Here is a 19,911-nt window from a genome sequence, read left to right as displayed (position 1 = left end):
TTTTTTATTCATAAAATTCAAAAGTTTACAGTTTACTATAAAAAACAAATTACAGCTTTATCATAGGATTTTAAAATAATATAGAGTTAAACGCTTTAGGTCTGATATTTGCATTTTATAAGTACAAATCAAATATTAATAAATAGAAGACTAAAAATTTAAAATTATGATCAAAGAACAAAACGTAGTGAAAAGCACTTACAACGACTCTTCAAAAAACAAAAAATTAGGTAAATTTTTTGGTGAAATTTTTTCATATAACAGCAGTTTAAAACTATATCATTGGCAAGTAACCGGCAAAGGAAGTTATGCAACACATATTGCTTTAGATCAGGCTATTGATTCAGTATTAGATGTAATTGACCGCTTAGTTGAAACAGCTTATGCGCAATTTGGAGATATTGAAGTAACTATCAAAGAAACTCCTACGCCTAAAGATATTATCAAACATTGTGAGAATTTTTACCTGTTACTTCAAGACGGTAGAGAATTATTTGTTGATGACTATGCGTTGTCCATTTTTGATGATTATCAAGAAGCCATTCAACAATTATTGTTTAGATTGAAAAGGTTACAATAATCAATTATTAATTATAGAGTACGAAAAACCTATATAACATAAATTTATTTTGAAAACAAAAACCAAAAAACCTGTGTCTGAAAAAGTAAGGCACATAGAAGCCAACATAGGGCTTAGTGAAGAAAATAAACAATTAGTGTCCGATGCACTAAACAGATTGTTAGCCAATGAATATTTTCTTTATACCAAAACCAGAAAATTTCATTGGAATGTAGAAGGTCCACATTTCAGATCTATACACTTATTATTAGAAGAGCAATATAAAGAAATTGCGGAAATTATTGACGAAGTGGCAGAAAGGATAAGGAAATTAGGTCATTATGCGCTGGGATCATTTAAACAATACAGTGCAGTAGTAGACTTACTGGAACATGACGGGGAAGAAGTGGATGATGAAAAGACTATATTGGTAGAATTATGTCAGGATCATGAAACGATCATCCGTTTGATCCGAGCAGAATTCATACCAACTGCTGACAAAAATAAAGATGATGGAACCAGTGATTTTTTAACCGGAGTTATGGAACAGCACGAATCTATGGCATGGATGCTACGTGCTTCAGCTAAATAATTATAAATTGAGTACAAAAAACCTCTTTTAAAGAGGTTTTTTTTGTTATAAACCCGAATATTTAGCTATAATTTTTTCAAACCACAATTGAGGAATTATGGTTTTAACCCAAATAGATAATTTTTGGATGGTTGTACCAAAATAATAATGGGGTTTTAATTTATTTTTTTGAGTAAATAATTTTTCAATAAAGGGAGCAATAGTTTCGGGGGCTAGACCATTTGAAACATCCGCATTCATATGATCATACACCTTATCAAAAACTTTAACATAGTCAACCGAAATATCACTTTTAATCCTATGAGCTGCTATATCTGTTCGTATATCACCTAAATTTACTGTACATACTTCAATACCAGAATTTTTTAATTCATAACGTAACGATTCTGTAATCATGTCTAATGCAGATTTAGAACCGGAATAAAAACCTCTGAATGGTAAACCCATTTCACTTCCAATCGATGATATATTAAAAATTTTACCTTTATTACTTTTACGCATAATTGGTAAAACCTTTGAAATCAGATAAGAGGGTGCTACAATATTTAGGGTAAATAAATCTATAATTTCATTTTTTTTAGCGTTTTCAACAGGCCCGACCATACCTTTTCCTGCATTATTGATTAACAGATCAATGGTTGAATTTTTAGCAAGAATTTGATCTAATGCATCATCAACTTCTTTTTCATTAGTTATATCAGTTGGAATAGTAGTAAATTTAGCATTTTTAGGTACTGAACGACTCAAACCGTATACGTTGTAACCCTTCTGAAATAAATAATTTCCCAATGCCAATCCCACGCCGGATGAGGTTCCTGTAATTATAATTGTTTTAGACATTTTTATAGTTTAATACTAAACAAAAATAAAATTAATTTTAAAATCTAGCTACCCAAAAAGAAAAAAGGAATGACATACTCATTCCTTTTAAACCAATTAAAATTCAAATTTTAAGTAAGTCTATGAGTACAGATATAGTCAATCAGACCATCAATAGGTCTTCGTAAAGCTATACCTAATTTCATTCCATTTTCAGATAATTTTTTCTCTAATTCATCTTTTAAATAAAAACCGATAGAACCATTAAAATTGATTGGGACTTGAGTACAATTATCGTATTGTTTTATATATAAATCGATAAAGGTTTGAATTTGTTTATCAATGATTTGCTGAATAAATTCATGATCTTTGTTTTGAATAATAAATTTAGCAAATGTGGCTAGATAAGCATTGGGATTAGGTTTTTTGTATAGATTTTCTTTTATAAAATCTATATCCATATTATATTCTTTCGACAATTTTATTGATAATTCATGAGGAAGAGTTTTGAAATTATAGGCACGAATCAAATCTGCTCCTAATTTATTACCGCTGCAATCATCCATTAAAAGATATCCAAGAGATAAAACTTTTTGATGTAAAAGTTCACCGTCATAATAACTGCAATTGGATCCGGTACCTAAGATACATACTATGGCTTGAGTTCCCGGAGGTGTGGTTGCATAAACGGCTCCATAGGTATCTTCTTCAACCACAATTTCTTCAGCATTAGGAAAAGATTCTGTTAAAGCATTTCTTACAATATCTTTCATATTATCAGTTCCACATCCTGCCCCATAAAAAAATATTTTTTTTACCGCGGGTTTATTTTGGTAAATGTCAAAACGTTCATTTAATCTTTTGATCATTTCCTCTTTATTTATGGCTTCGGGACTTAAACCTTTAGTTTGTGTTGAGAATATACGATTGCCATTATTATCAATGGCTATCCAATCGGCTTTAGTAGCACCTGAATCTGCTAGAAGAATCATATTTTTTGTTTTTAATTTTAGTTATGTTTCAAAAGTACAAAATAAAAATATTTATAATAAAAATAAATATTCAATAAATGTTGGTAAAATTATCTTATTAGTAATGGTTAATGTGCTCAATTTATTACAACTAATAAGTATATATACTAATGTTTGAAATAGCTTAACTATCTCTTTACAGACTAAAATTAATAAAAGATATCATTGAAACTGTAAATATTTATCAAATGTTGATTTAAATCATACGATTAGGTATAAAAAATAAAATAAATTTAATTTTATATGTATTAAATTTATGGATACCCCTGTTCAGCCATTAAAATAAAGAGAAATTAAAATTTTGTTAAAAAATTAACATTTACTTCAAATAAGTAAATGAAATGGTAAGGTTTCCAAGCATCAAAAACACCATTTTAACCTTAATATTAGATAAAATTAGTCATTTCTAAATATGATATTAATCAATTACAATATTGTTAATTATATGATAATGATATATTTAAATGTATAACTATTTAAGGTTAGATTACGTATCTTTGATAATTTATACTATAATAGGATATTTAATTTATATTTGTATAAACACGTTAAACTTACATGTTTATAGTAATTTTTATAAAAAATAAATTAAAAACTACATATATGAGAAGAAAGATTTTTACTACTTTAACAATCTTGTCTCTTTTTTTTTCAAAGGCGCAGCAAACAGAATTTATTTTAATCGATAATGGAAATGGAGTCAATTTAGGATATTCCCCATTATCAGGTGTAAAAATTATAACTGTTGACGGTTTGAAATTCAAAGACCTTAATAGAAACGGAAAACTTGATAAATATGAAGATTGGAGATTATCTGCAGATGAAAGGGCTAAAGATTTAGTTCAAAAAATGTCCTTGGAACAGATCGCAGGATTAATGCTTTATAGTAATCACCAAGCTATACCTTCAAACGATAGTGGATTCGCATCTGGAACCTATAATGGAAAAATCTTTTCTGCCAGTGGTGCACAACCTTGGGAACTATCAGACGCACAAAAAAAATTTCTGCAAAAGGATAATTTAAGACATATATTAATAACTTCGGTTCAAAGCCCTGAAGTTGCGGCACGATGGAACAATCAAATGCAAGCATACGTGGAAGGGTTGGGATTAGGAATTCCGGGAAATACAAGTTCAGATCCCCGACATTCTGATCAAGTTACCGGAAATATAAAATCTGAATTTAATGCAGGAGCAGGAGGCGCCATATCACTTTGGCCGGATGGGTTAGGCTTAGGAGCAACATTTGATCCGTCACTTGTACAAAAATTTGGTAATATAGCAGCACAAGAATATAGAGCTTTAGGAATAACTACAGCTTTATCTCCTCAAATAGATTTAGGAACAGAACCCCGATGGTATAGAATCTACATGACATTTGGAGAAAGCCCGGAACTAACTACAGATATGGCCAGGGCCTATATAGATGGTTTCCAAACTTCTTTTGGTAAAGATGAAATTGCAGACGGATGGGGATATAAAAGTGTTAATACAATGGTTAAACATTGGCCGGGTGGAGGACCGGAAGAGGGCGGAAGAGATGCACATTGGGCGTTTGGAAAATATGCAGTATATCCAGGAAATAATTTTGATACACACATGAGCCCTTTTGTTAACGGAGCTTTTAATCTCAATGGAAAAACTTCCAAAGCTTCAGCAGTTATGCCTTATTACACCATTTCATATAATCAATCAAAAGACGGAAGTAACTATGCAAATGGTTTCAATAAATATATCATTACCGATTTACTTAGAGATAAGTTTGGGTATGATGGGGTATTATGTACAGATTGGCTGATAACAGCCAATGAGGGTAAAACTCCGGATGAATTTAAAGGTAAGCCTTGGGGAGTGGAAAATAAAACGATAGCTCAAAGACATTATATTGCCTTAATGGCCGGAATGGATCAATTTGGAGGCAACAATGTTATGCAACCCATATTAGAAGCCTACAAAATGGGAGTAAAGGAATACGGGAATAATTATATGAGAAATCGTTTTGAGCAATCAGGAATACGATTATTAAAAAATATTTTCAGGCTGGGATTGTTTGAAAATCCGTATTTAAACGTTGAGCAAAGCGTTAAAACAGTTGGAAATCCTGAATTTATGCAAGCGGGTTATGAAGCACAAATAAAATCAGTGGTATTGCTTAAAAATAAAAAACATATACTACCTATAAAAGATAAAAAAACGGTATATATACCAAAAAACTATCAACCTTCCATAAAAGATTGGTGGGGAAAATGGTCTGAACCAAAATTAGATTATTCGGTTAATATAGAGTTAGTTAAGAAATATTATCATGTTACAGAAGATCCTGAAAAAGCAGATTTTTCCATAGTCTTTGTTTCAAGTCCTCAAACTAACAACGATGGCGGGGGATATGATATAGCTGATAGAAATAATGGAGGAAATGGATACGTTCCCATCTCCTTACAATATAACAGCTATACGGCTACAAATGCGCGTGAGCACAGTATAGCAGCAGGAGACCCCGTAATAGACCCTTCAATTAAAGATCGAAGTTATAAAGATAAAACAGTAACCGTTTCCAATTCATCCGATCTATCTACCATATTAACTACTAAAAGTCAAATGGGAAATAAACCGGTCATAGTAGTAGTAAATATCAGTCGTCCTATGATTTTTAATGAATTTGAATCTAGAGTGGATGGGATAATAGCAAGATTTGGAATTGGAGAACAAGCCATAATGGATATTATTTCCGGGAAGTACGAACCCTCCGGATTATTACCCCTTCAAATGCCTGCAAATATGAACACGGTTGAAAAACAGAAAGAAGATATTCCTTTTGACATGGAATGTCATCAAGACAGTGAAGGGAATGTCTATAATTTTGGTTTTGGTTTAGATTGGAAAGGTGTCATCAAAGATTCTAGGACTGCAAAATACGGTATAAAAAAATAAATATAAGTTTTGATTAATGATATGCTATAAATAAAAAAACAAAATTATAATGATATAAAATATAAAGTCATAATTAAACTAAAACCACAAAAAGATTAATTAAGTATGAGAAGAGCAGTTAAGTCTCTTAGTGCTATTATGATTGTTTCTACTATGAATTTGATACAGGCACAAGAGAATAAATCTGATAGTTTAAAAACTAAAACAGATTTAAAAAAAGATCAGAACACTTCCGTGATGTTAAATGCCTCAGCCGATAACGGGCCAAGAAATGTAAACATTGGTTTACCGGCAAGTGTGGGAGGAACTACTATTTTAGAAAATGGGTTACCGGTTGTGATGGACTACGTCGTACAAATGCCCGTGAGGGCCTGGAGGTCAGATTCCAGTTTTGAAAAGATGGACGTATTAGATGTTGCAAAAACCGCTATAAGCGTAGGGGATGTGGGAGTATCAGTAAATACTTATACCAATAAAGGAACAGATAAATTACAAGGTAAAGGTGAATTTGTCACCAATTCTTACGGATTATTAAGAGGAAGCTTTAATGTAAGCGGACCGATGAAAAACGGATTTTATTATTCGGTTAGTGCTTATGCTAATATGGATCCCGGAACATTTACATCAGCCTTTTCTCAATTTTTAGATAAAACTCAAATTTATAAAGTATTTATAAATAAAAAATATAATGACGGAAAAGGAGAAATTGGAGTACAATATAAATTTATCAGCTCACAAGCGATAACAACTAAACAAAATCCTTATTACTATCGTTCCAATGGAAAAGTAGATGCTGTAGAAGGATTCAAATTAGGCAGAGATTCCTATCTGGAAAAATCCGGATTGGTGCATTATATAGATCCGCTTTCAGGAGAATATACTACTCGAGATATAATGAAAGGAAGTGGAGGAGAAAATCATATTTTCGATATCATCGGAAAAAATAGCCTTACAAATGGGATGAAGCTGGATTATATTTTTAGATATCAATATGCTGAATCCGGATATTTTAATCCGTACTATTCATCCATAAGTAATCCGGTTGAAGGTAAGACACGTTTCCGTTATGTAGGTTCCGATAACATTTATAATGGAAAAGTACAATCGGTTTTAATGCTTTTCACCCCCCGAGCTCCATTCAATACTTATATGAGTCGCGTGGAATTAAGCAAAAAAACGTCTAAACACAATTGGAATATCGGATTTAATGAATGGTATTACCACATAAACAATTATAATACAGCTTCTTATTCCTATTACCATGAAGTGACTCCAAATCCGTCACTGTTAATTCAAGAAAATTACGATCCACTTACCGGCACTTGGATGCCAAGAAAAGGTTCAGATGAATTCGGAGGATATAATCATAACGGCGCTATGCAATACTATACCGGTGGAGAAAACAAAATGGCTGTGTATGGTACTGAAAAATGGACGCCTTCCGAAAAAATACAAGTGGGAGGAGGTGTGAGATTAGAATGGCAAAATATTAACGGAGAATGGTATAAAGGAGAAGACAGAAAATTAGCAGGGACTAATTGGGTATCCGGAAATAAAACAAAAGTTAAAAAAGATTGGATTAATAAAACTTTTACAGTCAATGCACTATGGAAAATCATGCCTTCATTTGGACTTCAAGGAGAAGCAACCTATGGAGAATTAGGTGGAAAGTTAAGTAGTTATGCAGGTGCAGATGATCCGGGAATTAAAAAGTCAAAAATACCAGGAGCTTCTTTCGGAGTATACTTTAACCATGCTTTGGTAAGAGTAGTATCTAAAGTTACTTACATTCAGAGAAGTAATTTTACAAATAATTCCACTTTTACCAATCCAAAAGATCCTACCGATTACATGAAAAAAACTATTAGCTATGATGTTAAAACCATAGGATGGACAACCGATGCTTTGGTTACACCATTTAAAAATTTTCAATTTCATATGTTATTTACCTTACAAAATCCCGAATACAAAAATTACAAATTTGAAGCGTATGATGTAAAATATGATTACGATGGGAATATAGCAAGAAGCGTATCAAAAACCATAATAGAATTAGATCCAAGCTATAATTGGAAGAAATTTAAATTTTGGGGAAGTGCGCGATATTTCAGTAAAGAATATGCAAATTATACCAATTCATTGTTTTTTGCAGGAAGATGGGAAACATTTGCGGGTATAGATTTTAAATATAACAGTAACCTGAGTTTTGGAGTAAGTGCGGTTAACTTATTAAACCAAAGTGGAGCACAAGGCTCTATATCTGGAACTAATACAGCTATAGATCCTACTCCTTATTATAATAAACCGGTAGCAGGAACTTACATCCGACCTTTTACTCTGGAATTTAAAACTAAGTTTAAATTTTAAAAAATAAAAAATGAGCAAGTATTGGATTTATATTAAATATAGGTTGGTTTTCTTTTTATTCCTTCTAATTCCTTTAGGCCATATTCATGCACAAGGCATTACCAAAAAGAAAATAATAAAGTTGATTAGCTATAATGTATACTGGGGAATGAAACAGGACTCAACTAAAGATAAATCCAAATTTGCTGAATGGATTCGTAAACAAGATCCTGATATTTTAGCCTTGCAGGAAATGAATGGATTTACTGCAGGAATTTATGAGTTTGCCCCTGAAGGAGCGAATCCAAAAAATTTAAGAAAATTAGCTGAAAGTTATGGTCACCCTTATTGTGTTATTGTCAGAGAACCTTCTACCGATGGCTCTGTAACTTTTCCGGTGGCCATAACTTCAAAATACCCGATTGTAAATGTTCATCGGGTATTAGATAATAATATTCATGGATATATAGAAGCAGAAATTGAAGGATATCATTTTATAGTTACTCATTTTCACCCATTTTCATCTGAGAAAAGAGGTTATGAAGTGGATCAAATTTTAGCTACCATCCAATCCAAACCATCTAATGATAAATGGTTGTTTATGGGGGATTTAAATTCAGTTTCTCCATTGGATAAAAGTGCATATAAAGATAATAAACTCAGAAATTTTATACGGGAAGACAGAAAGAAAAGACCGTATAATTTGAATTTAGGTAAAGACAATGAGTTAGATTATACTATCCAGCAAAAAATACTTGATTTTGGATTTATAGATGCACTTCGTTTATTCCATCCTGAATTTGAAGCGACCGCGCCAACAAAATTATTTTATGATCAATCTAAATCTCCGGTAAGATATGATTATCTCTATGTTAGCGGAAATATGAAAAAAGATCTTATAAAATGTGATGTAATTAAAGATGAATTTACTGATCTCTATTCAGATCATTATCCGGTGGTGTTGTATTTTAATAATTAAATAAATAAAATGTAAATAAATGAAAAACTCTGTACTACTAAACGTTAAGTTGATAGTTTTCATGCTATTGACCGTATCAATTAACCCACAAGTTTATGGGCAAAATAAAAAATCAACGAAACAAGATAAGACGGTAATCTTATATGTTACCCGCCATGGTAAGACTATATTGAATACCATGGATAGAGTGCAAGGTTGGGCAGACACCCCTTTAACACCCGAAGGAGTGGAAGTGGCTAAGTTTCTAGGGGAAGGAATTAAAGATGTAAATTTTAAAGCAGCTTATTCCAGTGACTTAGGACGGGCCAGACAAACAGCTCGTATAGTCTTAGATACTAAAGGTCAAGAAAAATTAGCAATAACAGAAGTACCTCAACTAAGGGAAACCAATTTTGGCAGCTACGAAGGTGATTTAAACTCGAAAATGTGGGGGGATGCGGCTCTCTACTTACACTATAAATCATCAAAAGAACTTTTTGCCGATATGGCAAAAAATCCTGAAATATTAAAGAAAGCCATGAACACATTTAAAACGTTAGAAACCTTAGGAATAGGAGAAAATTATGAAGATGTTAAAGCGAGAGGACAGAAAGCCATTCGTGAAATAGCAGAAAAAGAGGCTTTATCAGGAGGAGGAAACATATTATTAGTCGCTCATGGAATGGCAATTAGCGTTTTTCTTTCAGATTTAGACAGTAGCGGTAAAAAAATAACAGGTACACATATGGGAAATGCAGCAGTTTCCAAGGTAATCTACAAAGACGGAAAGTTTACGATTGAATCTTTTGGAGATATGAGTTATGTGGAAAAAGGAAAAAAGGTATTAGGCAAATAAAAATAAATCAAATAAGAAGTTAAAAATCAATTAAAATTTACTGCATTCTAAATAATTGAATAAGATGTTTTATACGCATTTACATAATAGTATAAATACTTTAATTTATTGTAATATATGGTTTTCATGAAAAACTATCATTAAGTCGGCTTAAAAATTTTTAGTGTTTGATACTGTTATAATTCATCAATTTCAAAGAACATAAAACTCTGTGTATATAAAAAAGAGCAGAGCACGTAACCACTGAAATAAAATTTATAAAAGATGAGAAATAAAAATAGTATATATTCATTGTCAGTACTTTTATTACTTATTAGTACCAATGAAATATATAGTCAAAATCAAACGAAAAATGATACGATAAAAGTAGACATAGAACAGAAAAATGATAGGAATGTCATGTTAAATGCAGCAAATAGTACCGGTCCCAGGGATGTAAATATCGGTCTACCCGCTTCAGTAGGAGGTACTACTATTCTTGAGAATGGTCTTCCGGTAGTATTCCACTATTGGCCGGAACTACCTACTAAAGCATGGAGATCCGATGTTACCCTTAATCGTACGGGTTTATTTGACTTAGGACAAACCTTTATCAATATTGGAGATGTAGGTTTTTCCTTAAATACGTTTGATAATCTAGGCACAGATAAGCTTCAAGGTATAATTAACCTGGAATCCAATCATTTTGGATTAATGAGAGGAAGTGCAAATGTGAGCGGACCTGTAAATACTAAGGGACTTAAATATTCAGCCGGTGCTTATCTGAGCTTTGACCCGGGTACTTTTAAACCATCAATTATAGATAAATATTATGCCGATAAAACTCAAATGTATAAAATGGCCTTAACTCAAGACTATAAATACAGAGGAGGAGAAGGCTCTGTTTCAGTATTATATAAATATGTTAATGTTAAAAATCTAACATATAATTACAGCCCTTTTATGTATGGAAAAGATGGGGATGTAAGTGAAATATCGGGATTTAAAATTGGGCGGAAATCGTATCATGAAAGATCCGGAAAAATAACATTAATGGATGCTTTTACCGGAAATATGGTAGAAAAAGATATATTAGACGATTTCGGAACAGAATCCCATACAGTTGATTTACTAGGTAATAACAAATTTGATAATGGATTTTATTTAAATTACATGGTTCGTTACCATTCATCCAAAGTGGGAATTTACATACCTATTATGGCAGGAGTTTCCGAAGCGAAACCGGGAGAGTATGTATATGCTGATACGGGAGAAGCTTATATGGGAAATAACGCACAAGGGGTATTAATATTAGCAACCAGAAAAACTCCTGTTAAATCTATAACCGGTACCGTTGAATTAGGTAAAAAGATAGGAAACCACGATTTGAAAGTTGGTTTAAACGAATGGCATTATAAAGTGGATAAATATGCTACAGAATCTGCTATGTATTTTCAAGAGGTGGCACCGAATCCAAGAAAATTAATTCAAGTAGGAGGTACGGCAAATGCCAATGGAGATTTTAATTTAAATCAAGGACTAGAATATCATAATGGGAATGAAAATAAATTAGCATTATATATATTAGATAAGTGGTTATTGGTCGATAAATTAGAATTAAATTTGGGTGGACGTATTGAGTATCAAGCATTACGGGGAGATTACCAGGACAGAAATTTAGGATTGCAAACATTAACAGGACCTAAAACTGATATAAATAAAGATTGGGTTAATCAATCCTACATGTTAAATGCAGTATATAAAATGACCCCTAAATTTGGTTTACTAGGTGAGGTTAATTACAATGAACAAGCCGGACACTTAGAATACTATAACATTGGAGTTGATCCTAAAATCAAAAAATCTAAAATACCAACTGCAGGGTTTGGAGTATATTTCAATCATCCGTTAGCAAGTATAGTTTCTAAGGCAACCTATATCACTCGTAATGAATATCGTTCAACAGTAAATTTTTCCAATCCCAATAATCCGGGAGAAGTGAAAAGAGAAACTACAAATTATGATATTGAAACCATAGGATGGACTACAGATATCATATCAAAACCCATAAAAAACTTTGAATTACACTTTTTGATCACTTTACAAAGTCCAAAATATAAAAATTTTGTCGGAGAAGTTAAATTTAAAGACGGTGCAGCAGCTAAGTATGATTTCACAGACAAATATGTAACGGGTATTTCTAAAGTTTTATTAGAGATTGATCCGAGCTATGTTTGGAAAGATTTAAGGATTTGGGCGAGTGCAAGATATTTCAGTAAACAATATGCCAATAGACCGAATACAATATATTTTGCAAGTCGTTGGGAAACTTTTGCCGGTTTACAATATGCTATTACCAAAAACTTAAGTTTCTCTTCAACTGTGATAAATTTATTCAATCAAAGGGGAGCTAAAGGAGATATGGGGGATTCTGATTTGATCTTAACTTCCGAAGAAGCTAAAAAGAAGGAAGGAACTATTCTTTCAGGAACATACATCCGTCCTTTTACAGTTGAGTTTGGTCTTAAATACTCTTTTTAACCTATAATAATAATTAAAAAATAATACTAGATATGACTAATAAAGAAAAAAATTACGCATTACCTATAGCAATGATGTTTGCCCTGTTTTTTATGATTTCATTTGTAACAGGCTTACAAAATCCGATGGGAATAATTGTCAAAAATCAATTTGGGGCATCCAACTTTATGTCTCAACTAGGTAATGCTGCAAACTTTATAGCCTATGCATTTATGGGTATTCCGGCGGGTATGCTGTTACAAAAAATAGGATATAAAAAAACAGCCTTAGTAGCCATTGTGGTTGGATTTTTAGGCGTTGGAATTCAATACCTATCCGGAGGAATGGAAAGTTTTGTTGCCTATTTAATAGGAGCTTTTGTTTCCGGGTTCTCTATGTGTATGTTAAATACCGTTGTAAATCCTATGCTAAATACGTTAGGAGGAGGAGGTAAAAAAGGGAATATTTTGCTGCAATTAGGCGGTTCAATAAATTCAATGGGAGCAACTATTGTACCTGTGTTGGTAGGATATTTAATCGGAAATGCATCACGAGCAACCATAAAAGAAGCAAATCCCGCTCTTTTCTTGGCTATGGGGATATTTGTCCTTGCCTTTATCGTGTTGTTGTTGGTAAATATACCGGAACCTTTTTTAGATAAAAAAGAAAAAATTGAAGGAAAATATAGCGCATTTTCATTTAGACATTTTTGTTTAGGAGTAGTAGCCATATTTATATATGTAGGTATTGAAGTAGGAATTCCCAATACCGCCAATTTATTTATGACTTCTGCACCAGACAAAGGAGGTTTAGGTATTGATACAACTGTGGCTGGAACGGTAGTAGGAACCTATTGGTTTTTAATGCTCATTGGTCGATTAATAGGAGCTTCACTTGGGGCTCGTATATCCAGTAAGGCTATGTTGGCCTTTACCTCACTTCTAGGGTTAATATTCATAGTTTTAGCAATTATTAGTCCTATTTCTTCTACGGTAAGTATGCCAGTATTTAAATCGGATATATCTATAGGTTTTGCAGAATTACCTATTACCATCGTATTTTTTGTATTGTGTGGATTGTGTACTTCCGTAATGTGGGGAGGTATATTTAATTTAGCGGTAGAAGGATTAGGAAAATACACATCAGCAGCATCCGGAATTTTTATGATGATGGTATGTGGAGGAGGAATTTTGCCTCTCATACAAAATTATTTTGCTGATTTATTCGGCTTTTTATCCAGTTATTGGTTAATTATCATAGAATTTGCTTATATCCTTTATTATGCATTAATCGGAAGTAAAAATGTAAATAAAGATATACCCGTCAACTAATCATATTTTTATATAAAGATCAATTCCCCTAACATTTTAGGGGAATTTTTTATAGATAAAAAACGAATATTTAAACTACAGAAATTAAAAAACCTACGAACATTCCACTAAATACTAAAAGTAATTTTTGCCAATTTAAGGAATGCTTCTCATTACTTTCAAATATAATCACAGAAGAGATATGTAAAAAAATTCCAGCTACGATACCCAACAATTTAGGATAAATATGAGGATCTAAGAATGAACCAAAGAAAGCCCCAATAGGAGCTGAAACGGCAAACAAAACAAGAATAGAGAAAGAATATATCCTTTTAATAGGTAAAGAAAATAAAAAAGTAGATAAAACAATGGATTCCGAAACTTTATGGATGCTTAGAGCCCATAAAATATTTGAAGAATGCATAGAATGATCATGAGCAACATGATTATGTATATGATGAACTTCCAATGGAGTTCCCTCTAAAAATGAATGAATAAACAGCCCCAGCATTACACTAATCGGAATAACGCTGTCCGTATGATGTTCTGAGCTGTGTAAGTGACCGTGTTCGATTCCCTTAGATAATCCTTCTAAGATTAATTGTATGGAAACCCCGATAATAATCCATATTCCTGCATTAATTCCTCCATCTATATACAAGGAAGGAAACATGTCTAATACAGTAATTGCTAAAAGCAATCCCGCACTAAACATTAAAAGTTGTTTATTAAATTTTGAATTATTTTGGAAAAAATAAGCTATTCCTGCTCCGATGATTACAGCAGAAATCAATACGATATAATCCATTTATTTTTCAAAAATTAAAATTAGACGGGGAGAATTTTTTTCTTCAAATGGGAGGAGATGATAATCACCGAATACATTTTTTAAAGTAAATCCTACTTTTTTGGCCAGACTTTCAAAATAATTCAGTTTAAAAGTTCTTACTCTTTCTTGAAAATGAAAATTTTTACCTTTATCTTGAAATGTAATATCTTTTATAATAAAACCATCTTCAATTTTCCTCTGCAGATGAAATAAAATACCGTCGACTTCTTTGTCCTCTTGTTTAATTAGTGTATCCATTGCTAAGGAAACATTCATAAAATCCATCACAAATATTCCTTTACTTAACAATTGTTCAAAAACAGATTGAAAAACTTTTAAATTATCTTCATCATCATTAAAATAGCCAAAACTGGTAAATAAATTGAAAATGGCATTAAAATGGTTCGGGAAATTACTTCTTCTCATATCTGCAACAAAGAATTTAAGATGTTCATTTTCAAAACTCTTTGCATAAGCAATGCTTTCCGGTGCAAGGTCAACGCCGATAACATCGTATCCCAATTTATTTAAAAAAATACTATGTCTACCTTTACCACAAGCCAAATCTAAAATTTTACTTTCCTTACGTAAGGCAAGATATTTTAATAAATTCGTTATAAATTCTTGAGCTTCCTGATCATCACGATTTTTATATAATATATGATAATAAGGAGTATTAAACCATTCTGCAAACCAATCCATACCTCAAATTTAATACAATTTTTTTACCTATTAATAACATTATTCCTAGAATTAGTAAGATTTTTTATTTATAATAGATAAGTCTTATTTTAATTTTAAAAACCAAAAGATCATTATAGTATATCTAGTATGAATTGTATTATAATTTAATTTAATAATTGAACCGGGTATATAAATTTATATGGCTTTGTGTTTAGGATACTCGAATTCATGAGTTTACAAAAACTTATTTGGAATTATCATTTGATTTTTATTTTAATGGTTAGTATTTTTTACTTAGTATTTTTGTAAAGAAAATTAGTTTTTTATAGAGTAGTCTTTTGAAATTTAGATGGTTAATAAATTAAATAAAGGAATAATAAACTATTATTTAATTAATTATATTTCTATGATCTAAAAGTGAGTAATTTTTAATAAATATTGATTAACTTAAAGTAAATCAGTAAAAAAGAAGATAAAAATTAAGTTTAATTAAAATTTTTTTAGTATATTTGCGCCTCGATTTGGCGAAAGTAAGAAAATCGTAATAACATCAAGTATAACCACTTCCTAAGCATCAATTTCGCCTTTATCTTACATTGAAAAGCAAAGGAATACAATGTTTATAAAAATATGTCCGAAGAGACTAAAAATTTAGTAGAAGAGCAAGAAACTCTTAAAAATGTAAATGTTGCTCCTGAGCAATTTGACTGGGATTCTTTTGAATCTGGATTAAATGCTGAGGATAGAAAAGAAAAGTCTGAGTTAGAAAAAATGTATGATACTTCTTTGAGAGAGCTTGACGAAAATCAAGTTTTCAAAGGTAAAGTTGTTCGTATTACTGACAAAGAAGCAATCGTTGATATAAACTTTAAATCAGAAGGAGTTATCTCTTTGAATGAGTTCCGTTACAATCCTAATCTTAAAGTTGGAGATGAGGTTGAAGTTATGGTTGCTCAAAGAGAAGATAAAACCGGTCAATTACAACTTTCTCATAGAAAAGCAAGAATGCTTAAAGCATGGGATAGAGTTAATGAGCTTCATGAGACCGGCGAAATCGTTGAAGGTTATGTAAAATCAAGAACTAAAGGAGGTATGATCGTAGATGTATTTGGCATCGAAGCTTTCTTACCGGGTTCACAAATTGATGTAAAACCAATTCGCGATTATGATCAATACGTAGGAAAAACTATGGAATTTAAAATCGTTAAAATTAACCACGAATTTAAAAATGTAGTTGTTTCTCATAAAGCATTGATCGAAGCAGATATTGAAGATCAGAAAAAAGAAATTATCGGACAACTTGAAAAAGGTCAGGTATTAGAAGGAGTTGTTAAAAATATAACTTCTTACGGAGTATTTATTGATTTAGGAGGTGTAGACGGATTAATCCACATTACAGACCTATCCTGGAGCAGAATAAATCATCCATCTGAAGTAGTTCAATTAGATCAAAAAGTTAATGTGGTAATTCTTGATTTTGATGATCAAAAATCTAGAATCCAATTAGGAATGAAACAATTAGAACCACACCCTTGGGATGCATTAGATCCAAACTTACAAGTTGGAGATAAAATCAAAGGTAAAGTAGTTGTTTTAGCAGACTATGGAGCTTTTGTAGAAGTTGCACCGGGAGTAGAAGGATTAATACATGTTTCTGAAATGTCTTGGTCTACTCATTTAAGATCAGCTCAAGATTTTGTTAAAATCGGGGATGAAGTAGAATGTGTTATTCTTACCTTAGATAAAGAAGAAAGAAAAATGTCTTTAGGTATGAAACAATTAACTCCGGATCCATGGACTGATATAACAGCAAAATATCCAATTGGTTCTAAACACAAAGGAACAGTAAGAAACTTTACCAATTTTGGAGTATTTGTTGAATTAGAAGCTGGAGTAGACGGGTTAATTTACATTTCAGATCTATCTTGGACTAAGAAAATTAAACATCCTTCCGAATTCTGTTCAGTTGGTGACGTACTAGATGTAGTAGTATTAGAATTAGATACAGATGCTAGAAGATTGAGCTTAGGTCACAAACAATTAACAGAAAACCCTTGGGAAAAATACGAAGTTAAATATGCTGAAGGAACTGTACACACAGGAAAAGTAGTTCAGCTATTCGACAAAGGAGCTACTGTTCAATTTGAAGACGCTGAAGTAGAAGGTTTCTGTCCATCTAGATTATTAGAAAAAGAAGACGGTTCCAAAATTAAAAAAGGAGATGAAACTGAATTCAAAGTAATTGAATTTAATAAAGAATTCAAAAGAATTGTAGTTTCTCATACCGGAACTTTCCGTGAAGAAGAAAATAGAGAAGAAACTGAAAAACAAGTTAAATCACAAAATCAAACTGTTGAAAAATCTACTTTAGGTGATTTAGACGAATTACAAGAATTAAAAAGAAAAATGGAAGAAGGACAATAATCCTTATAATAAAACCATTTCCTAAAATAATTCATAAAGAACCGTATTTATTTACGGTTCTTTTTTTATTTAATATAACCAATATGTAAATTTGTTATTTAGATTAACTTATTGAATATAAATTTATTACCTATTATACCGCATCTTTATATTTTATCTTTAAAAAAATAAACTTTATACCGGAAAAAATTTATATATAATTTTGTACAATATTTGTAATTATATAAAAATTAAGTTTAATGATAAAAGTTTAAATATGAAGGTATCATTTTTTTCAACACAGCCCTATGATATAAAATTCTTTAATGAATGTAACAAAAATTTTAATTTTGATTTAGAATATTTTGAACCCAATTTGGATGAACATACAGTCAATATAATTGAAGAAGGAACCGATGCCATTTGCGTTTTTGTAAATGATAAATTAAACGAAGGGGTAATTAAAAAACTAAAAAAAAGAGGAATTAAATATATAGCATTAAGAAATGCAGGATTCAACAATGTAGATTTAGAAGCTGCTAAAAAATATGAAATAAAAGTATGTAGAGTTCCTGCATATTCTCCTCAAGCAGTAGCAGAGCATACATTGGCGATGCTTTTAACCTTAAATAGAAAAACACATAAGGCATACAATAGAGTTAGAGAGCAAAATTTTTCCCTTAATGGATTACTGGGAACTAACATCTATAAAAAAACGGTGGGTGTTATAGGAACAGGAAATATCGGTAAAGTATTTTGTAAAACAATAAAAGCCTTAGGGACAAACGTTTTAGCTTATGATGTCTATCCCAATGAAGAACTAAAAAAAGAAGGATTTCAATACGTTACCTTAGAAGAGTTACTAAAACAATCCGATATAATTTCTTTACATTGCCCTTTAACCCCTGAAACACATCACATAATAAACAAACATACGATAAGCTTAATGAAAAACGGCGTGTATTTAATTAATACCAGTAGAGGAGGTTTAATTAATACACAAGATATTATTGACGGATTAAAATCTAAAAAAATTGGAGCATTAGGAATTGATGTATATGAACAAGAAGATAAATTATTCTTTAGGGATTTATCTGAAACCATCATTGAAGATGACAAAATACAATTATTACTTTCGTTCCCTAACGTTTTAGTAACGGCGCATCAGGCATTTTTCACAGAAGAAGCATTAACACAAATAGCATTAGTAACATTAGATAACTTAAGACAATTAAGCAAAAACAATAGTATTGACAATAAAGCGGCAGAATTAGTATAGGTAGCGAAACTTTATTTTCATTTTTGAAAGTTTAGAAGAAAATAAAATCGAATTTTAACTTCGTAAAGAGTAAAATATAAATTCTATATATATTATATTTCTTTATAAAATAAAATATATTTTAAGTATTTTTTTTAAAATTATAAATAATTTGATAAATGTTTGATATATAAATAAAAAAAACTTGATTTTATCAGGTGATTTTATATAAATAAAATAAAATGTTATTTTTATTAATCAAATTTTATTTTAATAACTTATAATTCAAAAAAAGTACTTATTTTTACCGATGTGAAGATAAAATGAGAATCGATACTAAATTTTTTCAAAAAGAAGCATTTTTTGTAGCGCAGGAATTATTAGGGAAAAAAATCGTAAGAGTTTATGATTCCGGAGAAATAGTAAAATATACTATTACGGAAACAGAAGCATACGGAGGAGAAGAAGATTTAGCCTGTCATGCAAGTAAAGGTAGAACCAAAAGAACAGAGATTATGTACCATGAAGGAGGAAAAGTATATGTTTATCTGATATATGGAATATATTGGATGCTAAACTTTGTTACGGGTAAAAAGAACCAACCTCAAGCAGTATTAATAAGAGGCGTTGAGGAATGTTCCGGTCCGGGACGAATTGGCAAATTATTACAGTTAAATAAAGATTTTTATGGAGAAGATTTAGCTTCTTCTAAAAAAATTTGGGTTGAAGATTCTCAAATTAAACCAAATTTTATTACCACCGTACGAGTAGGAATAGACTATGCAGGAGAAATTTGGAAGAATAAACTTTGGAGATTTATAATAACTAGAAACTAA

General features: G+C 31.1%; 15 protein-coding genes. 11 read left to right on the top strand and 4 right to left on the bottom strand.

All coding sequences use genetic code 11. The features are described from left to right. Positions 1 to 166: 166 nt before the first annotated feature. Both GFV01_RS00575 and GFV01_RS00570 read left to right on the top strand, forming a co-directional pair. Positions 167 to 580: a hypothetical protein gene (locus tag GFV01_RS00575; RefSeq protein ID WP_185150282.1), complete on the top strand. Its 414-nt coding sequence runs from the start codon at positions 167 to 169 to the stop codon at positions 578 to 580. Between the two features lie 49 nt (positions 581 to 629). After that, positions 630 to 1,151, top strand: coding sequence for a Dps family protein (locus tag GFV01_RS00570; protein WP_185150305.1), 522 nt, complete (start codon positions 630 to 632; stop codon positions 1,149 to 1,151). A gap of 45 nt (positions 1,152 to 1,196) precedes the next feature. On the opposite strand, the gene GFV01_RS00565 is transcribed toward GFV01_RS00570, so the two are convergent. Together GFV01_RS00565 and GFV01_RS00560 are read right to left on the bottom strand one after the other, a co-directional pair. Beyond that, positions 1,197 to 1,991 carry an SDR family NAD(P)-dependent oxidoreductase gene (locus tag GFV01_RS00565; protein WP_160564056.1) on the bottom strand — a complete coding sequence of 265 codons (795 nt, stop codon included), beginning with the start codon at positions 1,989 to 1,991 and terminating at the stop codon, positions 1,197 to 1,199. A gap of 110 nt (positions 1,992 to 2,101) precedes the next feature. Next, positions 2,102 to 2,962, bottom strand: coding sequence for an N-acetylglucosamine kinase (locus tag GFV01_RS00560; protein ID WP_160541998.1), 861 nt, complete (start codon positions 2,960 to 2,962; stop codon positions 2,102 to 2,104). A 642-nt stretch (positions 2,963 to 3,604) separates the two neighbouring features. Between GFV01_RS00560 and GFV01_RS00555 the strand changes: the two genes are divergently transcribed. The 6 genes from GFV01_RS00555 (at position 3,605) to GFV01_RS00530 (ending at position 13,922) form a co-directional block, all read left to right on the top strand. Further along, positions 3,605 to 5,932 carry a glycoside hydrolase family 3 N-terminal domain-containing protein gene (locus GFV01_RS00555; protein WP_160564054.1) on the top strand — a complete coding sequence of 776 codons (2,328 nt, stop codon included), beginning with the start codon at positions 3,605 to 3,607 and terminating at the stop codon, positions 5,930 to 5,932. A 105-nt stretch (positions 5,933 to 6,037) separates the two neighbouring features. Beyond that, the gene (locus GFV01_RS00550) at positions 6,038 to 8,299 is read left to right on the top strand and encodes a TonB-dependent receptor (RefSeq protein WP_160564052.1); all 2,262 of its coding nucleotides are present in this window, start codon (positions 6,038 to 6,040) and stop codon (positions 8,297 to 8,299) included. Positions 8,300 to 8,309: 10 nt separating this feature from the next. Then, on the top strand, positions 8,310 to 9,257 hold the full coding sequence (locus GFV01_RS00545; protein WP_160564050.1) for an endonuclease/exonuclease/phosphatase family protein: 948 nt from the start codon (positions 8,310 to 8,312) through the stop codon (positions 9,255 to 9,257). A 19-nt stretch (positions 9,258 to 9,276) separates the two neighbouring features. Next, positions 9,277 to 10,092, top strand: coding sequence for a histidine phosphatase family protein (locus tag GFV01_RS00540; RefSeq protein ID WP_160564048.1), 816 nt, complete (start codon positions 9,277 to 9,279; stop codon positions 10,090 to 10,092). A gap of 264 nt (positions 10,093 to 10,356) precedes the next feature. After that, positions 10,357 to 12,612 carry a hypothetical protein gene (locus GFV01_RS00535; protein WP_185150304.1) on the top strand — a complete coding sequence of 752 codons (2,256 nt, stop codon included), beginning with the start codon at positions 10,357 to 10,359 and terminating at the stop codon, positions 12,610 to 12,612. A gap of 32 nt (positions 12,613 to 12,644) precedes the next feature. After that, positions 12,645 to 13,922 (top strand): MFS transporter, encoded by a 1,278-nt coding sequence (locus tag GFV01_RS00530; protein ID WP_105297961.1) that lies wholly within the window; start codon positions 12,645 to 12,647, stop codon positions 13,920 to 13,922. 70 nt (positions 13,923 to 13,992) lie between these two features. On the opposite strand, the gene GFV01_RS00525 is transcribed toward GFV01_RS00530, so the two are convergent. Both GFV01_RS00525 and GFV01_RS00520 read right to left on the bottom strand, forming a co-directional pair. After that, a complete protein-coding gene (locus tag GFV01_RS00525) occupies positions 13,993 to 14,709 on the bottom strand; it encodes a ZIP family metal transporter (RefSeq protein WP_160564046.1) in 717 nt (238 codons plus the stop codon). Continuing rightward, positions 14,710 to 15,432, bottom strand: a complete 723-nt coding sequence (locus tag GFV01_RS00520; RefSeq protein WP_160564044.1) for a bifunctional 2-polyprenyl-6-hydroxyphenol methylase/3-demethylubiquinol 3-O-methyltransferase UbiG — start codon at positions 15,430 to 15,432, stop codon at positions 14,710 to 14,712. Positions 15,433 to 16,044: 612 nt separating this feature from the next. On the opposite strand from GFV01_RS00520, the gene rpsA reads away from it, so the two are divergent. The 3 genes from rpsA (at position 16,045) to GFV01_RS00505 (ending at position 19,911) form a co-directional block, all read left to right on the top strand. Further along, on the top strand, positions 16,045 to 17,838 hold the full coding sequence (rpsA, locus tag GFV01_RS00515; protein ID WP_160564042.1) for a 30S ribosomal protein S1: 1,794 nt from the start codon (positions 16,045 to 16,047) through the stop codon (positions 17,836 to 17,838). A gap of 256 nt (positions 17,839 to 18,094) precedes the next feature. Continuing rightward, positions 18,095 to 19,096 (top strand): 2-hydroxyacid dehydrogenase, encoded by a 1,002-nt coding sequence (locus GFV01_RS00510; RefSeq protein WP_105297957.1) that lies wholly within the window; start codon positions 18,095 to 18,097, stop codon positions 19,094 to 19,096. 302 nt (positions 19,097 to 19,398) lie between these two features. After that, positions 19,399 to 19,911 (top strand): DNA-3-methyladenine glycosylase, encoded by a 513-nt coding sequence (locus GFV01_RS00505; protein ID WP_160564040.1) that lies wholly within the window; start codon positions 19,399 to 19,401, stop codon positions 19,909 to 19,911.

It is taken from the genome of Apibacter sp. B2912, from assembly GCF_009827835.1.
In the GTDB taxonomy this organism is placed as follows: Bacteria; Bacteroidota; Bacteroidia; order Flavobacteriales; family Weeksellaceae; genus Apibacter.
This window is presented reverse-complemented; position numbering and strand designations above follow the sequence as displayed.

Excerpts from the sequence above, each read along its gene's own strand:
- GFV01_RS00540 (WP_160564048.1), top strand. The coding sequence starts at position 9,277 with ATGAAAAACTCTGTACTACTAAACGTTAAGTTGATAGTTTTCATGCTA.
- GFV01_RS00555 (WP_160564054.1), top strand. The coding sequence starts at position 3,605 with ATGAGAAGAAAGATTTTTACTACTTTAACAATCTTGTCTCTTTTTTTT.
- GFV01_RS00535 (WP_185150304.1), top strand. The coding sequence starts at position 10,357 with ATGAGAAATAAAAATAGTATATATTCATTGTCAGTACTTTTATTACTT.
- GFV01_RS00565 (WP_160564056.1), bottom strand. The coding sequence starts at position 1,991 with ATGTCTAAAACAATTATAATTACAGGAACCTCATCCGGCGTGGGATTG.
- GFV01_RS00520 (WP_160564044.1), bottom strand. The coding sequence starts at position 15,432 with ATGGATTGGTTTGCAGAATGGTTTAATACTCCTTATTATCATATATTA.
- GFV01_RS00550 (WP_160564052.1), top strand. The coding sequence starts at position 6,038 with ATGAGAAGAGCAGTTAAGTCTCTTAGTGCTATTATGATTGTTTCTACT.
- GFV01_RS00510 (WP_105297957.1), top strand. The coding sequence starts at position 18,095 with ATGAAGGTATCATTTTTTTCAACACAGCCCTATGATATAAAATTCTTT.
- GFV01_RS00525 (WP_160564046.1), bottom strand. The coding sequence starts at position 14,709 with ATGGATTATATCGTATTGATTTCTGCTGTAATCATCGGAGCAGGAATA.
- GFV01_RS00530 (WP_105297961.1), top strand. The coding sequence starts at position 12,645 with ATGACTAATAAAGAAAAAAATTACGCATTACCTATAGCAATGATGTTT.
- GFV01_RS00505 (WP_160564040.1), top strand. The coding sequence starts at position 19,399 with ATGAGAATCGATACTAAATTTTTTCAAAAAGAAGCATTTTTTGTAGCG.
- rpsA (WP_160564042.1), top strand. The coding sequence starts at position 16,045 with ATGTCCGAAGAGACTAAAAATTTAGTAGAAGAGCAAGAAACTCTTAAA.
- GFV01_RS00560 (WP_160541998.1), bottom strand. The coding sequence starts at position 2,962 with ATGATTCTTCTAGCAGATTCAGGTGCTACTAAAGCCGATTGGATAGCC.
- GFV01_RS00575 (WP_185150282.1), top strand. The coding sequence starts at position 167 with ATGATCAAAGAACAAAACGTAGTGAAAAGCACTTACAACGACTCTTCA.
- GFV01_RS00545 (WP_160564050.1), top strand. The coding sequence starts at position 8,310 with ATGAGCAAGTATTGGATTTATATTAAATATAGGTTGGTTTTCTTTTTA.